Source organism: Gluconacetobacter liquefaciens (genome assembly GCF_003350405.1).
Lineage (GTDB): Bacteria > Pseudomonadota > Alphaproteobacteria > Acetobacterales > Acetobacteraceae > Gluconacetobacter > Gluconacetobacter liquefaciens.
This window is the reverse complement of sequence record NZ_QQAW01000010.1, coordinates 12,717-29,069: the sequence shown is the minus strand read 5'-3', so window position 1 is coordinate 29,069 and position 16,353 is coordinate 12,717. Positions and strand designations below refer to the sequence as shown.

Below are 16,353 nucleotides of genomic sequence, written 5' to 3'. Positions count from 1 at the left end.
AGTAGAGAGATCGACCGGAGAAGACGCATCCATGCGCCCCGCCCCGGCCGGATACGGACTAGGACGGCGCGGCGTTCAACGTCTGGAGCATGCCGCCGGCCCGGCTGCGCAGGCCCTCCGGCACGTCGATCTGGGTCGTGATCTGGCTCAGCTTCCGGCGCGCATCGGCCAGATGCCCCTGCCGCAGGTCCAGCATCGCCTCGCTTTCCTGCGCCAGTCCGCGCCAAGGCTTGCCCGCGCCGTCCAGCGTGGCAAGACGCGAGCGCAGCACCGCCGGGTCCCCGTCGTCGATCTGGTGCTGCACCCACAGCAGGCTCGCCAGCCCGCGCAGCAGCGGGTCGGTCGCCTGGTCGTCGGACACCTGCGTCCACAGCGCCAGCGCGCCTTTGGTATCGCCGCTGGAGGCCAGCAGCGCCGCGCGTTCCAGCCGCGACAGCGTACGCAATCCGGAAGGCACGGTGTCCAGCGTCGCCAGACGCGCCATCGCATCCTTCTGCTGGGGCGTCAGCGCACTGGTCTCGCCGGGGGCGATATGGCTGGTATCGGCCAGATGCAGCGCCGCGAAATAGGTCGCACCCCATGCCTGGGCATCCTGCCGGCCACGCCAGGCATGGTACTGCCAGCCACCCACACCAACGGCAGCCACCACCACCACTGCCACTGCCGCGCCGACATAGCGCCGGGCCATCAGCCGCAAACGCTCCATGCGCATGTCGTCGTCGACTTCCCTGAAGATGTCGTCAGCCACGTCTCAACCGCTCTCCGCATCCAGCCCAAACGGACAATGGCCCGTCATTCCAAGCGCGGACCATAGCCGTCCCGGCGCACGCGGGCAACAAACCCGCGTGCATCAGGCCGCCCCGGTTCAGGCGCGCGGACGGCGCGCCCGTTCAGGGGTGCGAAAAGCGCGCGGCCCCGGCCTTCAGGTCGGTCGTCAGCTTCGCGAAATGCCCGGCTATCCGCTGCTGCACGGCCACGCTGGTCTGATGGACCTGCCCGATCCGCGCCTTGGCCTCGGCGCTGATCGCGCTCTCGTCGCGCGCGGCGGCGGAACTGACGCAGGCGTTGTAGGTCCGCGCGGCCTTTTCATACGCCGTCACGGCGTCCACGCTGGCATTGTATTTCGCCACGGAACTGGAATCGACGGCAGGCGCCACCGGCTCCTTCCCGCAGGCCGGCGCGGCCCACGCGGCATCCGCCGCACGCGCCACGGAAGGGCCGCCCGCCAGGGCCACGGTCAGACACAGGGCAGCGGCACAACCCGACAACCGGGCCGATATCATAGCACGCAAGACACATCCTTCTCGACTACGGTCCCGCCGTCACGATGACGGAAATCGCGGACGGTGCCGCCTATGCCGACAAGATGTCGAAATCAGGGCGCAAAGCACGCCAGCCGGCCCACAGGCGCGCCCAGGATCGTATCCTCGCGCATCACCGCCTGCCCGCGCACGATCGTCGCCATCGGCCAGCCGGTCACCGCCATGCCGTCGAACGGCGTCCAGCCGGCCGGGGTGGCGATCCAGTCATTGGTAATCCGCCGCTTCGCCGCCATGTCGACCAGCGTGAAATCGGCATCATACCCCATGGCGATCCGCCCCTTGGCCTGCAGGCCGTAAACCCGCGCCGGCCCGGCCGCCATCAGGTCCACCATCCGGCCCAGGGACAGCCGGCCAGCATTCACGTGGTCCAGCATCACCGGCACCAGCGTCTGCACGCCCGTCAGCCCAGCCGGGGTGGCCGGCCAGGGCTTCGCCTTCGCCTCCAGGGAATGCGGCGCGTGGTCCGAGCCGATCGTGTCCACCATGCCGCTCCGCACCGCTTCCCACGAGGCTTCGTAATGCCGCCGGTCGCGGATCGGCGGATTCATCACCGCCAGCGCCCCCAGCGTCTCGTAACAGTCCGGCGCCACCTGGGTCAGATGGTTCACCAGCACCTCGACAGTGGCGATATCCCGATGCCCCGCCAGCCAGTCCAGTTCCTCCGCGGTCGAGGTGTGCAGGATATGCACCGGCCGCCGCGCGCGCCGCGCCAGCCCCACGATGCGCCGCGTGCCCAGAAAGGCGCATTCCTCGTCGCGCCAGAACGGATGGCTCTCGTACGACATCCCCTCGGTCAGCAGCTTTCTGCGCGCCTGAAGGCGATATTCATCCTCGGAATGAAAGGCCACGCGCCGATGCCCGTGCTCCAGCACCTGGCGGATGCCCTCGTCATCCTCGATCATCAGGTCGCCGGTCGAAGACCCGGCAAAGACCTTGACCGCACACACACCGTCAAACTGCTCGTACTCGCCCAGACGCGGTGTGTTCCCGCGCGTGGCGCCGACATACATCGCAAAATCGACCCAGCTTTCGCGCGAGGCATATTCCTGCTTCCAGCGCAGCATGTCCCCGTCGGTGATCGAGGGCGCGGTATTGGGCATGTCGAACACGGTCGTCACGCCCCCCAGCGCCGCCGCCCGCGTGCCGGTCGGAATGCTCTCCACCGCCGCATTGCCCGGATCGCGCAGATGCACGTGCGGGTCGATCAGCCCCGGCAGCACATGCAGCCCTGCGGCGTCGATCACCTCGTCCGCCTCGTCCGCCATGCTGACCGACAGGCTGGCGATCCGCCCCCCACGCACGCCGATATCGGTCCGCGCCTCGCCCCAGGGCAGCACGCAAATCCCATTGCGGATGATCAGGTCGTAATGCATCGGTCCCTCGCAGCCTGTCGCCTCCCCGCGAGGTACTCCCATCCCCCTCCCCCGACAAGACCGCACGACGATCCCCCGCCCTGCACCAGACACGGGATTTCCCCGAAATCGCGTCACCGGGGAATTTAATGCCCGTCCCCCGCGTTCTCCCCAGAGGCATTGCAGGCAGGGAGGGTCCGATGAATGCACTCCACGGCCAGGGCTGGCCCCAGTTCGGCGAACTGGCCCTCGCCTTCGTCCTGTCGGCCCTGATCGGCATCGAGCGCGAAATCCGGCAGAAAAGTGCCGGCGTGCGCACCTACACGCTGGTCGGCGTCGCCGCCGCGCTGTTCATGCTGGTGTCCAAATACGGCTTCGACGACGTGCTGCGCCCGCAGGCCATCGTCGTGGACCCGTCGCGCATCGCGGCCCAGATCGTCTCCGGCATCGGCTTCATCGGCGGCGGCGTCATCTTCATGCGCCGCGACATCGTGCGCGGCCTCACCACGGCGGCGTCGGTATGGCTCACTGCCGCGCTGGGCATGGCCTGCGGCGCGGGCATGCCGCTCCTCGCCATCGCCACCACCATCGGCCATTTCGTCATCATGTTCGGCTTCCCGAAGATCATCAGCCGCCTCCGGATCAACCGAAAGAACGACACGATCCTGCGCCTGGTCTACGAAGATGGACGCGGCCTCCTGCGTACGATTCTACTCCGTTGCACCCAATGCCGCTTCACGATCGAACAGGTCCGGGTAAGCAGCCACCTTTCTAACGACGAAGAGCCACTCACGCGCGACGGCAGCCCCGTGGCACCCATTTCCCACTCCGCAACCGTAACCCTGTTCATGCGCGTGAGGGGCAAGCGCCCGATAACGCATCTCGTCGAGAGGTTAAGCGAAATCGACGGCGTGCGAATGGTCGAAACCAGCGAGGACGAGGGTCCCGAATAAAACACCGCCACGACGTATCAGACGCTTCCTCGATACTGGCGGCTCCGCCGCACCGGAACAGACACGCCTCTCCGCAGACGGATCAGCAATATGAAGTCCAGGAGCGAATGTGCTACGGGAACTGCCCGCTGACGACCGATACACCGGATACGCTGAAAGACGACTGCGCATGTCCCGCGACCACGACCTCGATCCTCAGTTGCTCCGGTCTTTTCTGGCCGTAGCGGACACGCTTCACTTCACTACGGCAGCGCATATGCGTGGGGTCAGCCAGTCGACGATCAGTCAGCATATCAACAGATTGGAAAAAATACTCGGCCGCTCCCTGCTGGAGCGCAGCACAAAGGACACGCGGCTGACGGAGGACGGGCAGATGCTCGTTCCGCATGCCAAGCAGATTCTCGCGGCATGCGAGGCTGCGTTCGACGAATTCGAACCCGATTTCCTTTCGGGTCATATCCGTTTCGGCGTATCGGACGATCTGGTCCTCTCCCACCTGCCCGAAGTCCTGCGCGAATTCCGCTCCATGTACCCGAGCGTGCACGTCTCCCTGGTCGTCGGACTAAGTTCGGAACTCAACAACCGCCTGCAGTCGGGGGAACTGGATGTCGCCTGCACAAAACGTTTCCTGCCATCGAGCGAAGTATTCGAAGGCGAATGCGTATTGTGGCGCGAACGGCTGCGCTGGCTCGGCGCCAGAGGGTTCGACCTGCAAGAGGGCATGCCCGTACCGCTGGTGGCATATGAAAAAGAAAGCCTGAATCGCCGCCGGACGATCGAGGCCCTGAACCAGGCCGGTCTCGCGTGGCAACTCTCATTCGTCAGTGACCATCTGAGCGCGCTGATCGCGGGCGTCCGGGCTGGCTACGGGGTATTCATGCAGTCCGCGCTGCTGATCGACGACAGCATCGTCCCCGTGGAAGCCTCCGAACTGCCTCCGCTGCCAGAACTGGAATTTCTTCTGGTGCCGGGACGCTCGACACGGGCGGTCAGAGCCCTGATGCGCACATTGATGGAAAACGTCTCACGCGTCGCGCCGCAGGGAGGCGAGATCCCTGCGGCGCTTGCGACACCTCAACGGGCGACCGCATAGCCCTGCATGCCGCGCGGATTGGCCCCTGCGTAAAGCCTGCCGTCTGCCTCGCGACGAACCGCAGAGAGCCGACCTTCGCTCCAGTCCCCACCGACCACGACATCATGTCCACGGCCCCGAAGATCGTCCACGACATTCGCACCGAAGCGACCTTCGACAACAAGCCGTCCGGGATGCGCGATATGCGGCCAGAAACTGCCGGGCCAGTGCTCGCTATGAAAGCTAGGGGCATCGATCGCTTCCTGAATGTTCATGCCGAAACGGGTCATGCGCATGTAAAAGATGAACGACCACTGATCCTGCTGGTCGCCACCCGGCGTGCCAAAAGCCATCCATGGTTTTCCATCCTTGAGCACGAAGCTGGGCGTCAGGGTGGTCCGGGGGCGTTTACCGGGCATGAGGACATTTGAATGCCCCAACCGTAGCGAAAACATCTGGGCACGAGAGCCAAGGCCAAAACCGAGTTCCGGGATCACGGGCGCGGACTGGAGCCACCCGCCCGATGGCGTGGCACTCACCATGTTGCCCTGGGCATCCACCACATCGATATGACAGGTATCCCCCTTCGTGACCCCCATATTGGAAACGGTCGGTTCACCGACACCGCTTGCATTGCCACCATCCAACTGCGCAACAGGCCAGAATCCGAACTCCGGCGTCTTGCCTTCCGGGTGTCCCGGACGCAGTTCGAGCGAAGCCCGATCTCCGATCAGCCCCCTTCTCACAGTATTGTAGCCATCGGAAAGCAGCGTTACGAGCGGGACATCAGGACTGTCGCCATAAAAGGCCTCGCGGTCGGCATAGGCCAGTTTGGCGCATTCGGTAACGGTGTGGAGAAAATCGGCGCCACAAGGATCCATGCCCGTGACATCAAATCCCTGCATCAGCGCAAGCTGCTGAAGAAACACCGGCCCCTGGCTCCATGCACCGCATTTCAGAACGGTATACCGACCATCTCGCAATGAAACCGGTTCCTCAACGGTAGCCCGCCATGAGGCGAGGTCCGCCGACGTCAGAAACCCCACATGCGCCGTTCCGCTGCTGTCCATCATCGGAATCCGGCAGAAACGGTCGATAGCCTCCGCGACGAAGCCATTATACCAGGCATGCCGGACGGCATCGATGCGATCCTCACGCGTCGCACCGGTTGCAGCACTCTTCAGACGTTCGAAAGTCTCCGCCAGCACCGGACGGCATAGAAGCGAACCCACGGCCGGAACATTGCCGTCAGGCATGAAAGTCCTCGCATTCTCAGGCCAGTGTTCCCGAAAAAGACTCTCCACGCTGGCGATAGTCGCAACCATCTGCGGCATGACGGGCACCCCCCGCACGGCGTAGAAGATCGCATATTCAATAACGTCCACGAAATCCCAGGAGCCGAACTCACGCAACATCAGGCACCAGGCATCGAAGGCGCCGGGAACGACGGCGGCCAGATGCCCGGTTCCCGGAATCTCGTCCAGACCAAGAGCATGATAGGCGTCTATGGTCGCGCCAGCAGGAGCAACACCCTGCCCGCAGATCACATGCTGCCGGCCGGTTTCGGCATGACTGACGATGATAGGAGCATCTCCGGCCGGCCCGTTCAGATGCGGTTCCGCGACCCATAAGGCAAATCCGGCGGCGACGGCAGCGTCGAATGCATTCCCCCCTCGTTCCAGTACAGCCTGTCCGACGCTGCTGGCGAGCCAGTGCGTGCTGGCAACGGCACCAAAGGTGCCAGAGAGTTCAGGGCGTGTCAGGAAAGACGTCATATTGCTCTTTCTTTCTTCTTGCTTGCAACATGCATGTTCGCAGTCCGCTGTGCGGATACGAGGATCATGGCGGACAGGACGCAGACGGCTATCACATATCCGATCCATGACAATCGGCTGCCCGTCAGGCCGATGATCCACGCAAAGACCAGTTGCGCGGTGGATCCGAACAGGGTGACACCGATAGAGTAGGACAGACCGATGCCGAAGGCCCGCTGCTCCTTCGGAAATAGCGAAGCCAGGAACGCCATGCCCGCACCGCCTGATACGGCATTGCCGATCATGAGAATGGCACACGCAAGGGTGAGACTGCCCAGAGAGGGCGCCTGAAGCATGAGCCAGAAGACGGGAAAATAAATCGCTGCATTGATCAGTCTGGAAATGACGATCACCCGGCGCGCACCATACCTGTCGGCCAGCAGACCACCGGCGACCGAACCCGCAAACCCGACGACACCATTGCTGATATTGATCAGCAATGCCTTGCGAATTGGCATATGCAACGTATGGACCGCATATGTAACGACGAACTGAAAGAAATATTGCTGGATGGTGCTTCCAGCCTCATAGACGATTCCGATGGGCAGGCGCCTGACCGCATGGCCGTGAAACCGCCGCAGGAAATCGGCAAAAGACAAGCGCTCGTCATCGGACGGAACGGCCTCTTCCAGTGTTTTCCTGAGATAGATCCCGACCGGAGCGATCAGCATTCCAAAGACGAACGGCAACCGCCACGCCCACTCGCGAATCGTATACTCATCGAAGCATAGAAAAAGAACCAATCCCAGAAGCCCGGAAATCAACGCGCCTATATGTTGCCCCGTAGTCTGCCAGCTTCCGGCAAGGCCCATCCGTTCTTCTGGGGCGTTTTCCACAAGGATGGACGTCGCCGCGCCGAGTTCCCCGCCTGCAGCGAACCCCTGCAACAGCCGCGCGACGACAAGGGCGAATGGCGCGACGATGCCGATCGTAGCATAACCGGGCAGGAAGGCGATGATCGCACTGCCCGCCGCCATGACCCAGACAGTCAGTGTCATAGCCGCACGGCGACCGTGCCGGTCCGCATAGGCGCCAATGATAAAAGCCCCGAGCGGGCGGACAAAAAAGCCGATGCCAAAGGTGGCAAGCGTCAGTAGCAGCGCGGTATCACTGTGCCCGGCGGGGAAGAAGGTGTGCGAAATAATGGTCGCGAACGTGGCATAGGCCGTAAAGTCAAACAATTCAAACGCGTTTCCGACGGCGGCACCAACGATGTTCCTTCGGGACGATGCGGGTGTCGGGCTCATGTGTTCGACCTTCAATATGTCAGCGACATGCGACCGCCAATGAAGCGGGGAGGTCCAGGAATATAGAAATACGTGGTGGAGGCATTCCCGGCCGTTTCGGCATATTGCCGGTTAAGGATATTGCTCGCATAGGCCGTGACGGACCATGGACCATTTTTTGGCCGGAACGTCAGATGCGCGCCGAGCAGAAAATAGGTCGGTAGACGGTAAACCCCGACACCACCCGGCGTGATCGCCTGGCTGTCACGGTACATCCAGTCCACGCCACCTTCGACATTGTAGCGGGCAAAGACGTCGCTACGATAATCGGCTTCACCGTTCAGGGTCAGCTTGGGAATGCCGGAATCGACACCAGCGAAACTGTCGTAGAAACCCTGCCAGATTCCTGTCTTCGCGAAGTAGGCATTGGTCTGCCCACGATCGATATTGTTGAAGACCTGATAGGTACCGCGTTCCCATCCAAGATTCTGCGTCAGGAAAACATGTGGAAGAGGATGCGCCTCAATGGTTGTCTCAAAGCCCCAGATTTCCGATTTCGGCGCATTGACGATCTGCGATAGCGGCCCGTAATTCGGCACCAGGAAGGTACCAACGACCTGCTGTCCATGATAATCGTCATAGAAGGCGGCTGCATTCAGGCGCAGACGGTTGGGAATGAGGTCGCTCTTGAAGCCAGCTTCGAACGCCAGAACGGTTTCAGGTTCAAACGGAGCGAGCTGCGCCTGCGATACGGTATTATTGGCCGTAAAGCCACCAGGTTTGAAGCCCTTGCTGGCCTTGAAATAGAGCAGAGTTCCCTTCGTGGCCTGCCACTGCACGCCCAGAACGCCCGATACCTGTGCAGAGAGAGTCGATTCGTTATTGAACTGCTTGTCGTTGATACCGAAGTGCACGGTACTGAGGCCGATCAGCGCGCGCTGATCCAGCGTGTGGTTCAGCCCTCCGAACAGCGTGACATTGTACGGCAGCCTGTAGCTGATATGCCCGTATTCCGAAATGCTCTGCTGAGTGGAACGGAATGCGGTCTCACTGAGATAACCGCGCTGCGGCAGATAGTCGGTGAAATCGAAATAGTAGTTCTGCAACATGCGTGTACGGTTATAGAACGCTCCGACATCCCATTGCAGACGGTCACTGGCGCTTGAATTATGCAGCCGCACCTCCTGCGAGAACACATTGGCGACGATATTACGGTAGGTGTCGCCGGTCGAAAGTGCCGTCGCATCCTGGTCCGTAAACTCGCCGACACGCTCCGTCTCATAGGCGCTGATGGTCGAAAGCGTCACCTTTCCGAAATCATGACTCATATTAAGGTCGGCACCCCAGAGCGTGTTGTGTTCGCTGGGCATAAGGCTGGCCGATCGTCCGATCATCTGGACAAACTGCGGACGCAGGCTCCATTGGGCCTGCTGATATCCAAGTTTCGGAATGGGCTGGGAGGCAACGAAACCCAGCATAGGGCGCCCCGTCACCACCTGATCGTCATCCTGCATCCAGTGGCCGGTAAGTTTGATGGTGGTGTGCGCGTCCGGGGTCCATTTGATCTTGGCGCGCAGCGCGCCATCATTGGCATTGCCCAGATGCGTATGGTTCTGCGGATCGTACTGCCAGCCGCCCCCATGAACGGTCTGGCCGGCGATACGAAAGGACAGGTTGCGGGCAATGGGACCGGAAATGAACAGATCGGTTCTCGATCGCGCATAACTGGCGATATCCTCCGTCACGCCGCCATGCCAGTCGGACGTGGGATCATTGGTATGAATGGAAACCTCGCCGCCCGTATCGGCCATGCCGTGGGTAAATCCGACCGGCCCCGGTGTGACATCGACATTGGAGAGGTCGAACATCTGTCCGCTCATCATGGTGCTGAGCGGAAACGCGACGTCATCGATATAGGTCATCACCGAAGACATATTGTTTTGCGTAAAATCGTTGAAACCGATGCCACGGATGAAGAAGTTGGTGGTACCGGTTCCATTCATGCTCTGGATGGTGACATTCGGTGCAACACGCTGGAGCCCCTTGACGTCAAATACCCCTCTGTTGACAAGCGTGTCGGCCGAAATATGCGTGACGGAATCGGCCTCATGCTGGGCTTTTGAAAAACTGAAGGCTGGCCGTGTAGAGTTCACGGTGATCGCTTCCCCCGCATCACTGCCGCCCTCACCAGAAACCGCGTGCGGCACACTTCTCCTGGCACGCGGCGCGTGGCGGTGGCTGCCCTTTTCAGTATCGCGGGGAGTGCTCTGCGCATGCGCGCCGAATAGCGGAGCTCCAACAGTCAGCGTGATGCCGAGGGCCGACACCATCAGGTGCAGTTTGCGCGTTTGCACTGTGCGAACAGTTCCATGACCGGCCATGCATCCCCACTATTCGATTATCCAATATCGATACGATGTCGTTATTCCGATAAGAGATAATATCCGGTTTTGCAATGAAATTTTTCAGTATTTTTTTTGCCAGGAAAAGCCAACAAATTGATTTCTAATGATATTAATTTTAACTGAAGAGAAATCTTCCCACCCCTGCGTCCTGCCGTCTCTCCATCGGAGACGGCATCACGCCGGCATCTGCTCCCCCACATGTCGAAACAGGCGTTGGCAGAGGCTTGGATTACGAGTGGCTCTTCCTGAGCATGGAGCGTGCGAAGAAGATGACATGGAGACTTGCGAGCGTTGAAGCGTAGCGCTCGTAATCTTCGACGAGTCTACGGTATCGTGTCGCTTCCACTGGCATTCCATCAGTGTTGCCGGTGGGACCTTGACCAGTTCCGCCCATGCAAAAGATCGTTCTACGCCCCATCGGCGCAGCAGCAGGACAAAGCCGAGTTTGTCTTCCGCCAATTTGACGACATCAAGGGCGCTACCATAAGCCCGTGCTGCCTCGGCCGGCTTCTCGCCTCCGCATCCCTGATCGACATTGACCAGTTAGAACCTGACCGAAAATGCGCCCTGGTGGCGATCCGACGCGCGTTTCCTGCGCTTCGGTGCTCACGGCCATCAAGGCCGCTCCGTTCCGATGCTCAGAAACACACGCCGGACGCGGCCCTGACGGGCCACTCTCGCTCACCAGACCGCATTTTCGGTCAGACTCTTAGATAGTTTCGTCCGTCACCTCATCAATGGCGACGGCGAGACCTCCGACTTCGGCGCGATCATCCCGGTTGGCTGGCGTGACGCGCAGTGCCATCAGATGGCCAAACATGTCCACGGCCATATGCCGCTTCGACCCCCTTTTTGCGTTTGGCCCCATCATAGCCGGCGCGCGCTGCGCTCTCCGGTGTCGAACGCAAGGTTCGGCAACCGAGGATGGCCCCCTGGATCCGGCCTTGCGCAGCACAATCCGCTGGTCGGATGCCAGCATCTCGAAACAACCTGCCTCCATCCAACGACGAGACTGCTGACAGACCGCCGACCAGGGCGGCAGATCCTTTGGCATGGTGCGCCAGGCAATCCCGTAGCGGATCACGTAGCGCAGACCGTTGAACAGTTCGCGTAAATTATGGCGCCTCTGTTCCGTGTCTTCACACATCAGAACAAGATAGAGGACAACCAACAGCTACTCTTCATCCAATACGTCAGCGGAATACAGTTTCAGAACTCGCACCACCCGTCACTACCGAACCAATCACGCAAAAATTACATAACATCCTCTAATTTATTTTTCCCACGAGCGTCTTCACCTGTCTGAACGGACATTCCCCGGCAACATCTTCCCCGGATTCAAAATATCGTTCGGATCAAGCGTGCGCTTCAGCGCCCGCATCACGTCCAGCGCCACCGGATCATGCTCGTCCGCCATGAACGCGCGCTTGCCCAATCCCACCCCATGCTCGCCACTGCACGACCCGCCGAGCGCCAATGCCCGCCGGACGATCTTCCGATCCAGCGCCCAGGCCTGCTCCAGCCCTTCCGGCGTCGGTGGCGCAAGGATGATCGTATGGAAATTGCCGTCCCCGACATGGCCCACAATCGGCGCGGTCAGGCCGGATTCCGCGATATCCGCCTTCACCCCGGTCACCAGTTCCGTCAGCGCCGAGATCGGGACGATCGCATCGGTCGTCATGGCGCGATAACCAGGCCGATAGGCCAGGCAGGCCCAGTAGGCATGATGCCGCGCCCGCCAGAGCGCGGCGCGCTGGTCCGGATCGGTATGCCAGTCGAAACCCAGCCCCCCGCGATCCGCCACGATGGCCTCCACCGCGGCAATCTGCTCGCGTACCGAATCCGGGCCACCGACGAACTCCAGAAACAGCGTCGGCAGCGTCCGCAATCCCGTCAGGCTGGAATAGCGGATGCTGGCATCCATCTGCACATCATCCAGCAGTTCGACCCGCCCGATCGGCACGCCGAACTGCAGGATGTCGATGGCCGTCGCCACCGCATCGGCAAGCGTCTCGAACTGCACCACGGCGGCGGCAATGGTTTCGGGAATCGGGTGCAGCCGCAAATGGATTTCCGTAATCACCCCCAGCGTGCCTTCCGAGCCGATCAGCAGATGCGTCAGGTCGTACCCGGTCGAGGATTTCCGCACCCGCCCGCCGGTCCGCATCACCCGCCCATCGGCCAGCACCACGGTCAGTCCCAGCACATTCTCGCGGATCGTGCCGTAGCGCACCGCCGCCGTGCCGGAAGCGCGCGTGGCGCACATGCCGCCAATCGTGGCCTCCCCACCCGGATCGACGGGGAAGAACAACCCGGTATCGCGCAGGATCTGGTTCAGCGCCTGCCGCGTGATCCCCGCCTGCACCCGGCAATCCATATCCTGCGGATGGACCGACAGCAGGTCCGTCATCCGCGACAGATCGAGGCTGATCCCGCCTTCCGGCGGATTGACGTGCCCCTCCAGCGACGTCCCGGCCCCGAACGCCGTCAGCGGCACGCCATGGGCGCTGCACAGCGCGAGCGTCTGCGCCACGTCATCGGTGCTCTGCGCAAACACCACCGCCCCCGGCAGGCTCGGGGCATGATGGCCCTCGCCATGACTATGCTGCTCACGCACCGCCTCCGCGGTCGAAACCCGGTCTTCCCCCAGCCGCGCACGCAACGCCGTAATCAGATCGATGGTCATAGCGGTCCTGATTCTCCTTGCTAGCCCCCCGGCCGCCGGCCTTCAGCCGGATGGTCGCATGGCATTCGCGCGCCAACCATTATCCTTCGTTGTCGTTGATGCAATACGCCTCGGACAGAACCGTTCAGAGCCTGACCGAAAATGTGGACTGATGCGCGAGAACGGCCCAGAACGGGCCGCGGCCGTCGTGTGTTTCCGGGCACCCGCACGGATCGGCCTTGATGGCCGAAAGCACCGAAGCATAGGAAACGCAGGTTGGATCGCCACCAGCGCGCATTGGACGGTCAGCCTCTCAGGCAAGGCCGTCCGTACGCCCGCTCCAGATAAGGCGGAGCCACCGGGACTGGTCGAGAACGGCGCGCTGCGCCACCTCCGCCATGTCGAACGCCTCGATAAAGGAATGCGTCGTACCCGGATAGACAGTCCAGACCACATCCACGCCGGCCTGCCTCAGTTGCTCCACCATGAGCATGTTTTCATCCACAAGCACGTCATGCGTCGCAATGGTCATGGAAACCGACGGCAGCCCCTGCAACGCGGCCCGCAAGGGCGCGACCTGCGGCGACGTCCGCATGGCCTCGTCCGGGCAGTACACCGCCCAGAATGTCTCCATCTCCTGCTTCGTGAGCATGTAGTCGCTGCCGTCATAGAGATCGAATGACGACCGACCGAACACCGAATCGAAGACGCCATAGGTCAGCAGCAACCCGCTGACACACCCCGTCTCTCCCTGGTCGCGCAGGGACAGAGCGGCGCAGAGCGCAAGATTGCCGCCCGCCGAATCACCACCGACACAGAGCGGAAGCCCCGCCTGCTCGGGAAAAATCTCCGATCCACGAAGCATCTTCAACGCCTCGACGATCTGCTCCAGGGCAACGGGAAAGACATGTTCCGGCGCCAGGGCGTAATCAAGACCGACGACGATCCCACCCGAACGCCACGCATATTCGCGCATGAGCGCATCATGGGTATCGAGGCTGAACAGCGCCCAGCCGCCACCATGCAGATAAGCCAGCATGCCGCCGGCCGGCCCCGGCGGTATATAGACGCGAATACGCAAAGCGGGCGAAATCCCGGGCAGCACATATTCCTCCACCCGGATCGTCGGATGCGGCGGTGCGCTCCGCAGACGGGATCGAACATATTCGGCCTGCTGGCGCACCTGCTGCATCGTCGGATGATCAGACGGCGGCAGATCCGAACGGATACGTTCGATACGATCGAGAAAAGCCGCGATTTCAGGGTCGAGCGCGGCGCGCGTCATGGCAGGGCAATCATCGAGATCATGTCTGAAATCCTACCATCGCACGCATTTCAGGCTCTACGAGACAGGACAAAGTTCGGCTGGCACGGGCCAAGTGACGCGACCGCGCATTCAACGCGCCACAACGGTCTGTATGATGTGGTTCCTGATTGTTCGAGAGGATTTCGCGCAATGTTCGCACCACCCCCCTACCATGTCGACGATCCGCAGCACCTCTGGCCGCTGATCGAGGGCATCAGGCTCGGGTCGGTCATTTCAGTCGACGACAACGGGACGATCCAGGTCAGCCACCTGCCGATCCTGCTGGACCGCACGCGCGGCCGTCTCGGGACGCTGATCGGCCATCTCGACATCCGCAATCCCCACGTCTCCGCGCTGGACAATGGAACGGAGACGATCGTCTCCTTCGTCGGTCCAGACAGCGGCGTGTCCCCGGACTGGTACGGCACCGCCCCGCGCGTGCCAACCTGGCTGTATGTCGCGGTCGAGGCCCGCGGCCGGCCGGTCATGATCCGCTCGCGTGACGGGGTGCGCGACATCGTGGCGAAATCGAGCGACCTGGCCACCGGGCCGCACACCACCTGGCGCCCGGACGATGTCGATGCCTATATCGACCGCCTGCTGCCCGCCATCGTCGGGTTCGAAATCCCGGTCGCCCACCTGGTCGGCCAATTGCGCTTGGGGCAGCAGAACAGCAACGACGACCGGCTACGCGTCATGGCCCGGCTGGCGCGGGGCTCATTGCAGCAACGCCGCGTCGCGCGCGCTATGGACGGTCTGGCATCCGCCGATCACACGCTTGGCCTGTCCGACGCATGAGGGCTTCGGTCAGCCCGACACCGGCCAGCACGTAAAGGACAAGGAACGTCAGAGCCACGGCATGCCCGTGGCGTGCCTGCAGGATCAGATCGCTGACAACCGTGGCGATCATGACGACGCAGACGACCAGCGCCGCCACCGGTATCGGGCCACACCACAACCCGAACCGGACCGGACCGTCCAGCGGCACACGGAAATGGCGCGTCATCTCCGGGGCGGTCACGCGCAACCGCATCGTGCTCAGGGCCACGCTCGCGAATGCGCACATCGTACCGACGCTGACGACATCGGCCAACATGCCGATGGGAAACAGCGCCGCCGCCAGTCCCGCCGCCAGCGCCGTCGCCATGATCCCCAGTCGCGGAACCCCCGTGCGGCGATCCAGGCGCGCCATCCATCCAGGCAGGATGCCAGCCTTCGCCATCGACATGCAGATCCGCGAATGACCATACGCATTGACCAGAATGACCGACGCCAGCCCCGTCAACGCGCCGATCTTGAGGATGATCGCGACCTGCGGATACCCGATCGCCGCCATCGCACGCGCCACCGGGTCCGGCACGTCGAGTGCGCGAAAGGGCACCAGCCCGGTAATAACCAGCGACACAGCGACATAGAGCAGCGTGCTGACCAGCAACGTGCCGATCAGCCCCACGGGTACACTGCGCCTCGGCCGGCGCGTTTCCGCCGCCGCATTGGCAACGGCGTCAAAGCCCAGATAGGCGAAGATGACGATGCTGGTGGCCCGCAGCACGCCCCCCGGGCCGTAACGGAACCCGCTTTCGGTAGGAGGCAGAAACGGGTGCCACAATGCCGGATTCACATGCAAAGCCCCGATGCCAAGAAAGATCAGCAGCACGCCGATCTTGACAGTGACCAGCAGGGTATTGACCCGCGCGGTCGCGGCAATGCCGCGCGTCAGGGCAAAGGCAAGCAGCAGGATCGCCAGCAGCGCAACCGTGTTCAGCGACACGCCCGTCCCGCCGGCCTCACTCGGCGGCGATAGGGTCGCGGTGCGCAGGGCCCACGGAACCGATAGTCCGACATTGCCCAGCAGGCTTTCCAGATAGGCGGCGAACCCGGTCGCGACCGTTGCCCCGGCCAGCCAGTACTCCAGCATGAGCATCCAGGCCACACCCAGCGCGGCCCGCGCGCCGAAGGCCCGGTTGGTATAGAGATAGGCCGCCCCGACATCAGGCATGGCGGACGACAGTTCCGCGTAGCAGAACCCCGTCAGGCTGCAACACAGCCCAGCGAGCAGAAACGAGACCGAGATCGCCGGCCCGGCATATTCGGCCGCGGCGACACCGGGCAGGATATAGATGCCCGCCCCCACCACGCATCCCACTCCCAGCAGCAGCAGGTCGACGGTGCCAAGGTGGCGCCGAAGACCAGCAGGACCCGTCTCAGCAGGAACAGTCATCGGGGATCCCTTTCACG

The 16,353-nt window shown here is 62.4% G+C and carries 13 protein-coding genes and 1 pseudogene; 3 read left to right on the top strand and 11 right to left on the bottom strand.

The features are described from left to right. Window positions 1-58: 58 nt before the first annotated feature. The 3 genes from C7453_RS15135 to C7453_RS15125 form a co-directional block, all read right to left on the bottom strand. Window positions 59-748 (bottom strand): tetratricopeptide repeat protein, encoded by a 690-nt coding sequence (locus tag C7453_RS15135; protein ID WP_114728490.1) that lies wholly within the window; start codon window positions 746-748, stop codon window positions 59-61. Window positions 749-890: 142 nt separating this feature from the next. Beyond that, window positions 891-1,283 carry a hypothetical protein gene (locus C7453_RS15130; RefSeq protein WP_114728488.1) on the bottom strand — a complete coding sequence of 131 codons (393 nt, stop codon included), beginning with the start codon at window positions 1,281-1,283 and terminating at the stop codon, window positions 891-893. Between the two features lie 92 nt (window positions 1,284-1,375). Then, window positions 1,376-2,695, bottom strand: a complete 1,320-nt coding sequence (locus tag C7453_RS15125; protein ID WP_114728486.1) for a dihydroorotase — start codon at window positions 2,693-2,695, stop codon at window positions 1,376-1,378. Window positions 2,696-2,874: 179 nt separating this feature from the next. Here C7453_RS15125 and C7453_RS15120 point away from each other — a divergent pair, with 179 nt between their 5' ends. Then, window positions 2,875-3,627, top strand: a complete 753-nt coding sequence (locus C7453_RS15120) for an MgtC/SapB family protein (protein WP_170143246.1) — start codon at window positions 2,875-2,877, stop codon at window positions 3,625-3,627. Between the two features lie 169 nt (window positions 3,628-3,796). Next, complete coding sequence (locus C7453_RS15115) at window positions 3,797-4,720, top strand: LysR family transcriptional regulator (protein ID WP_114728482.1); 924 nt, start codon at window positions 3,797-3,799, stop codon at window positions 4,718-4,720. Here C7453_RS15115 and C7453_RS15110 read toward each other — a convergent pair. From C7453_RS15110 to C7453_RS15080, 7 genes and pseudogenes are all read right to left on the bottom strand, one after another. Further along, window positions 4,702-6,474, bottom strand: coding sequence for a gamma-glutamyltransferase family protein (locus tag C7453_RS15110; protein WP_114728480.1), 1,773 nt, complete (start codon window positions 6,472-6,474; stop codon window positions 4,702-4,704). The genes C7453_RS15115 and C7453_RS15110 overlap by 19 nt on opposite strands. Next, on the bottom strand, window positions 6,471-7,760 hold the full coding sequence (locus C7453_RS15105) for an MFS transporter (protein WP_114728478.1): 1,290 nt from the start codon (window positions 7,758-7,760) through the stop codon (window positions 6,471-6,473). The genes C7453_RS15110 and C7453_RS15105 overlap by 4 nt, the downstream gene beginning before the upstream one ends. Window positions 7,761-7,771: 11 nt before the next feature. Continuing rightward, the gene (locus C7453_RS15100) at window positions 7,772-10,093 is read right to left on the bottom strand and encodes a TonB-dependent receptor (RefSeq protein ID WP_245949072.1); all 2,322 of its coding nucleotides are present in this window, start codon (window positions 10,091-10,093) and stop codon (window positions 7,772-7,774) included. 280 nt (window positions 10,094-10,373) lie between these two features. Continuing rightward, window positions 10,374-10,687, bottom strand: a pseudogene (locus C7453_RS15095) (hypothetical protein); the annotation flags it as partial. Between the two features lie 166 nt (window positions 10,688-10,853). Beyond that, the gene (locus tag C7453_RS15090; protein WP_371858488.1) at window positions 10,854-11,315 is read right to left on the bottom strand and encodes a transposase; all 462 of its coding nucleotides are present in this window, start codon (window positions 11,313-11,315) and stop codon (window positions 10,854-10,856) included. Between the two features lie 123 nt (window positions 11,316-11,438). Continuing rightward, window positions 11,439-12,830: an FAD-binding oxidoreductase gene (locus C7453_RS15085; protein ID WP_114728474.1), complete on the bottom strand. Its 1,392-nt coding sequence runs from the start codon at window positions 12,828-12,830 to the stop codon at window positions 11,439-11,441. Window positions 12,831-13,122: 292 nt separating this feature from the next. Continuing rightward, the gene (locus tag C7453_RS15080; protein WP_114728472.1) at window positions 13,123-14,094 is read right to left on the bottom strand and encodes an alpha/beta hydrolase; all 972 of its coding nucleotides are present in this window, start codon (window positions 14,092-14,094) and stop codon (window positions 13,123-13,125) included. 171 nt (window positions 14,095-14,265) lie between these two features. Here C7453_RS15080 and C7453_RS18995 point away from each other — a divergent pair, with 171 nt between their 5' ends. Beyond that, window positions 14,266-14,913 (top strand): FMN-binding negative transcriptional regulator, encoded by a 648-nt coding sequence (locus C7453_RS18995; protein WP_170143245.1) that lies wholly within the window; start codon window positions 14,266-14,268, stop codon window positions 14,911-14,913. Here C7453_RS18995 and C7453_RS15070 read toward each other — a convergent pair. Next, window positions 14,861-16,336 (bottom strand): APC family permease, encoded by a 1,476-nt coding sequence (locus tag C7453_RS15070; protein WP_114728470.1) that lies wholly within the window; start codon window positions 16,334-16,336, stop codon window positions 14,861-14,863. The genes C7453_RS18995 and C7453_RS15070 overlap by 53 nt on opposite strands. Between the last annotated feature and the right edge of the window lie 17 nt (window positions 16,337-16,353).

Coding starts and splice junctions, on each gene's coding strand:
- C7453_RS15125 (WP_114728486.1), bottom strand. CDS start 2,695: ATGCATTACGACCTGATCATCCGCAATGGGATTTGCGTGCTGCCCTGG.
- C7453_RS15080 (WP_114728472.1), bottom strand. CDS start 14,094: ATGACGCGCGCCGCGCTCGACCCTGAAATCGCGGCTTTTCTCGATCGT.
- C7453_RS15120 (WP_170143246.1), top strand. CDS start 2,875: ATGAATGCACTCCACGGCCAGGGCTGGCCCCAGTTCGGCGAACTGGCC.
- C7453_RS18995 (WP_170143245.1), top strand. CDS start 14,266: ATGTTCGCACCACCCCCCTACCATGTCGACGATCCGCAGCACCTCTGG.
- C7453_RS15105 (WP_114728478.1), bottom strand. CDS start 7,760: ATGAGCCCGACACCCGCATCGTCCCGAAGGAACATCGTTGGTGCCGCC.
- C7453_RS15115 (WP_114728482.1), top strand. CDS start 3,797: ATGTCCCGCGACCACGACCTCGATCCTCAGTTGCTCCGGTCTTTTCTG.
- C7453_RS15130 (WP_114728488.1), bottom strand. CDS start 1,283: ATGATATCGGCCCGGTTGTCGGGTTGTGCCGCTGCCCTGTGTCTGACC.
- C7453_RS15110 (WP_114728480.1), bottom strand. CDS start 6,474: ATGACGTCTTTCCTGACACGCCCTGAACTCTCTGGCACCTTTGGTGCC.
- C7453_RS15085 (WP_114728474.1), bottom strand. CDS start 12,830: ATGACCATCGATCTGATTACGGCGTTGCGTGCGCGGCTGGGGGAAGAC.
- C7453_RS15070 (WP_114728470.1), bottom strand. CDS start 16,336: ATGACTGTTCCTGCTGAGACGGGTCCTGCTGGTCTTCGGCGCCACCTT.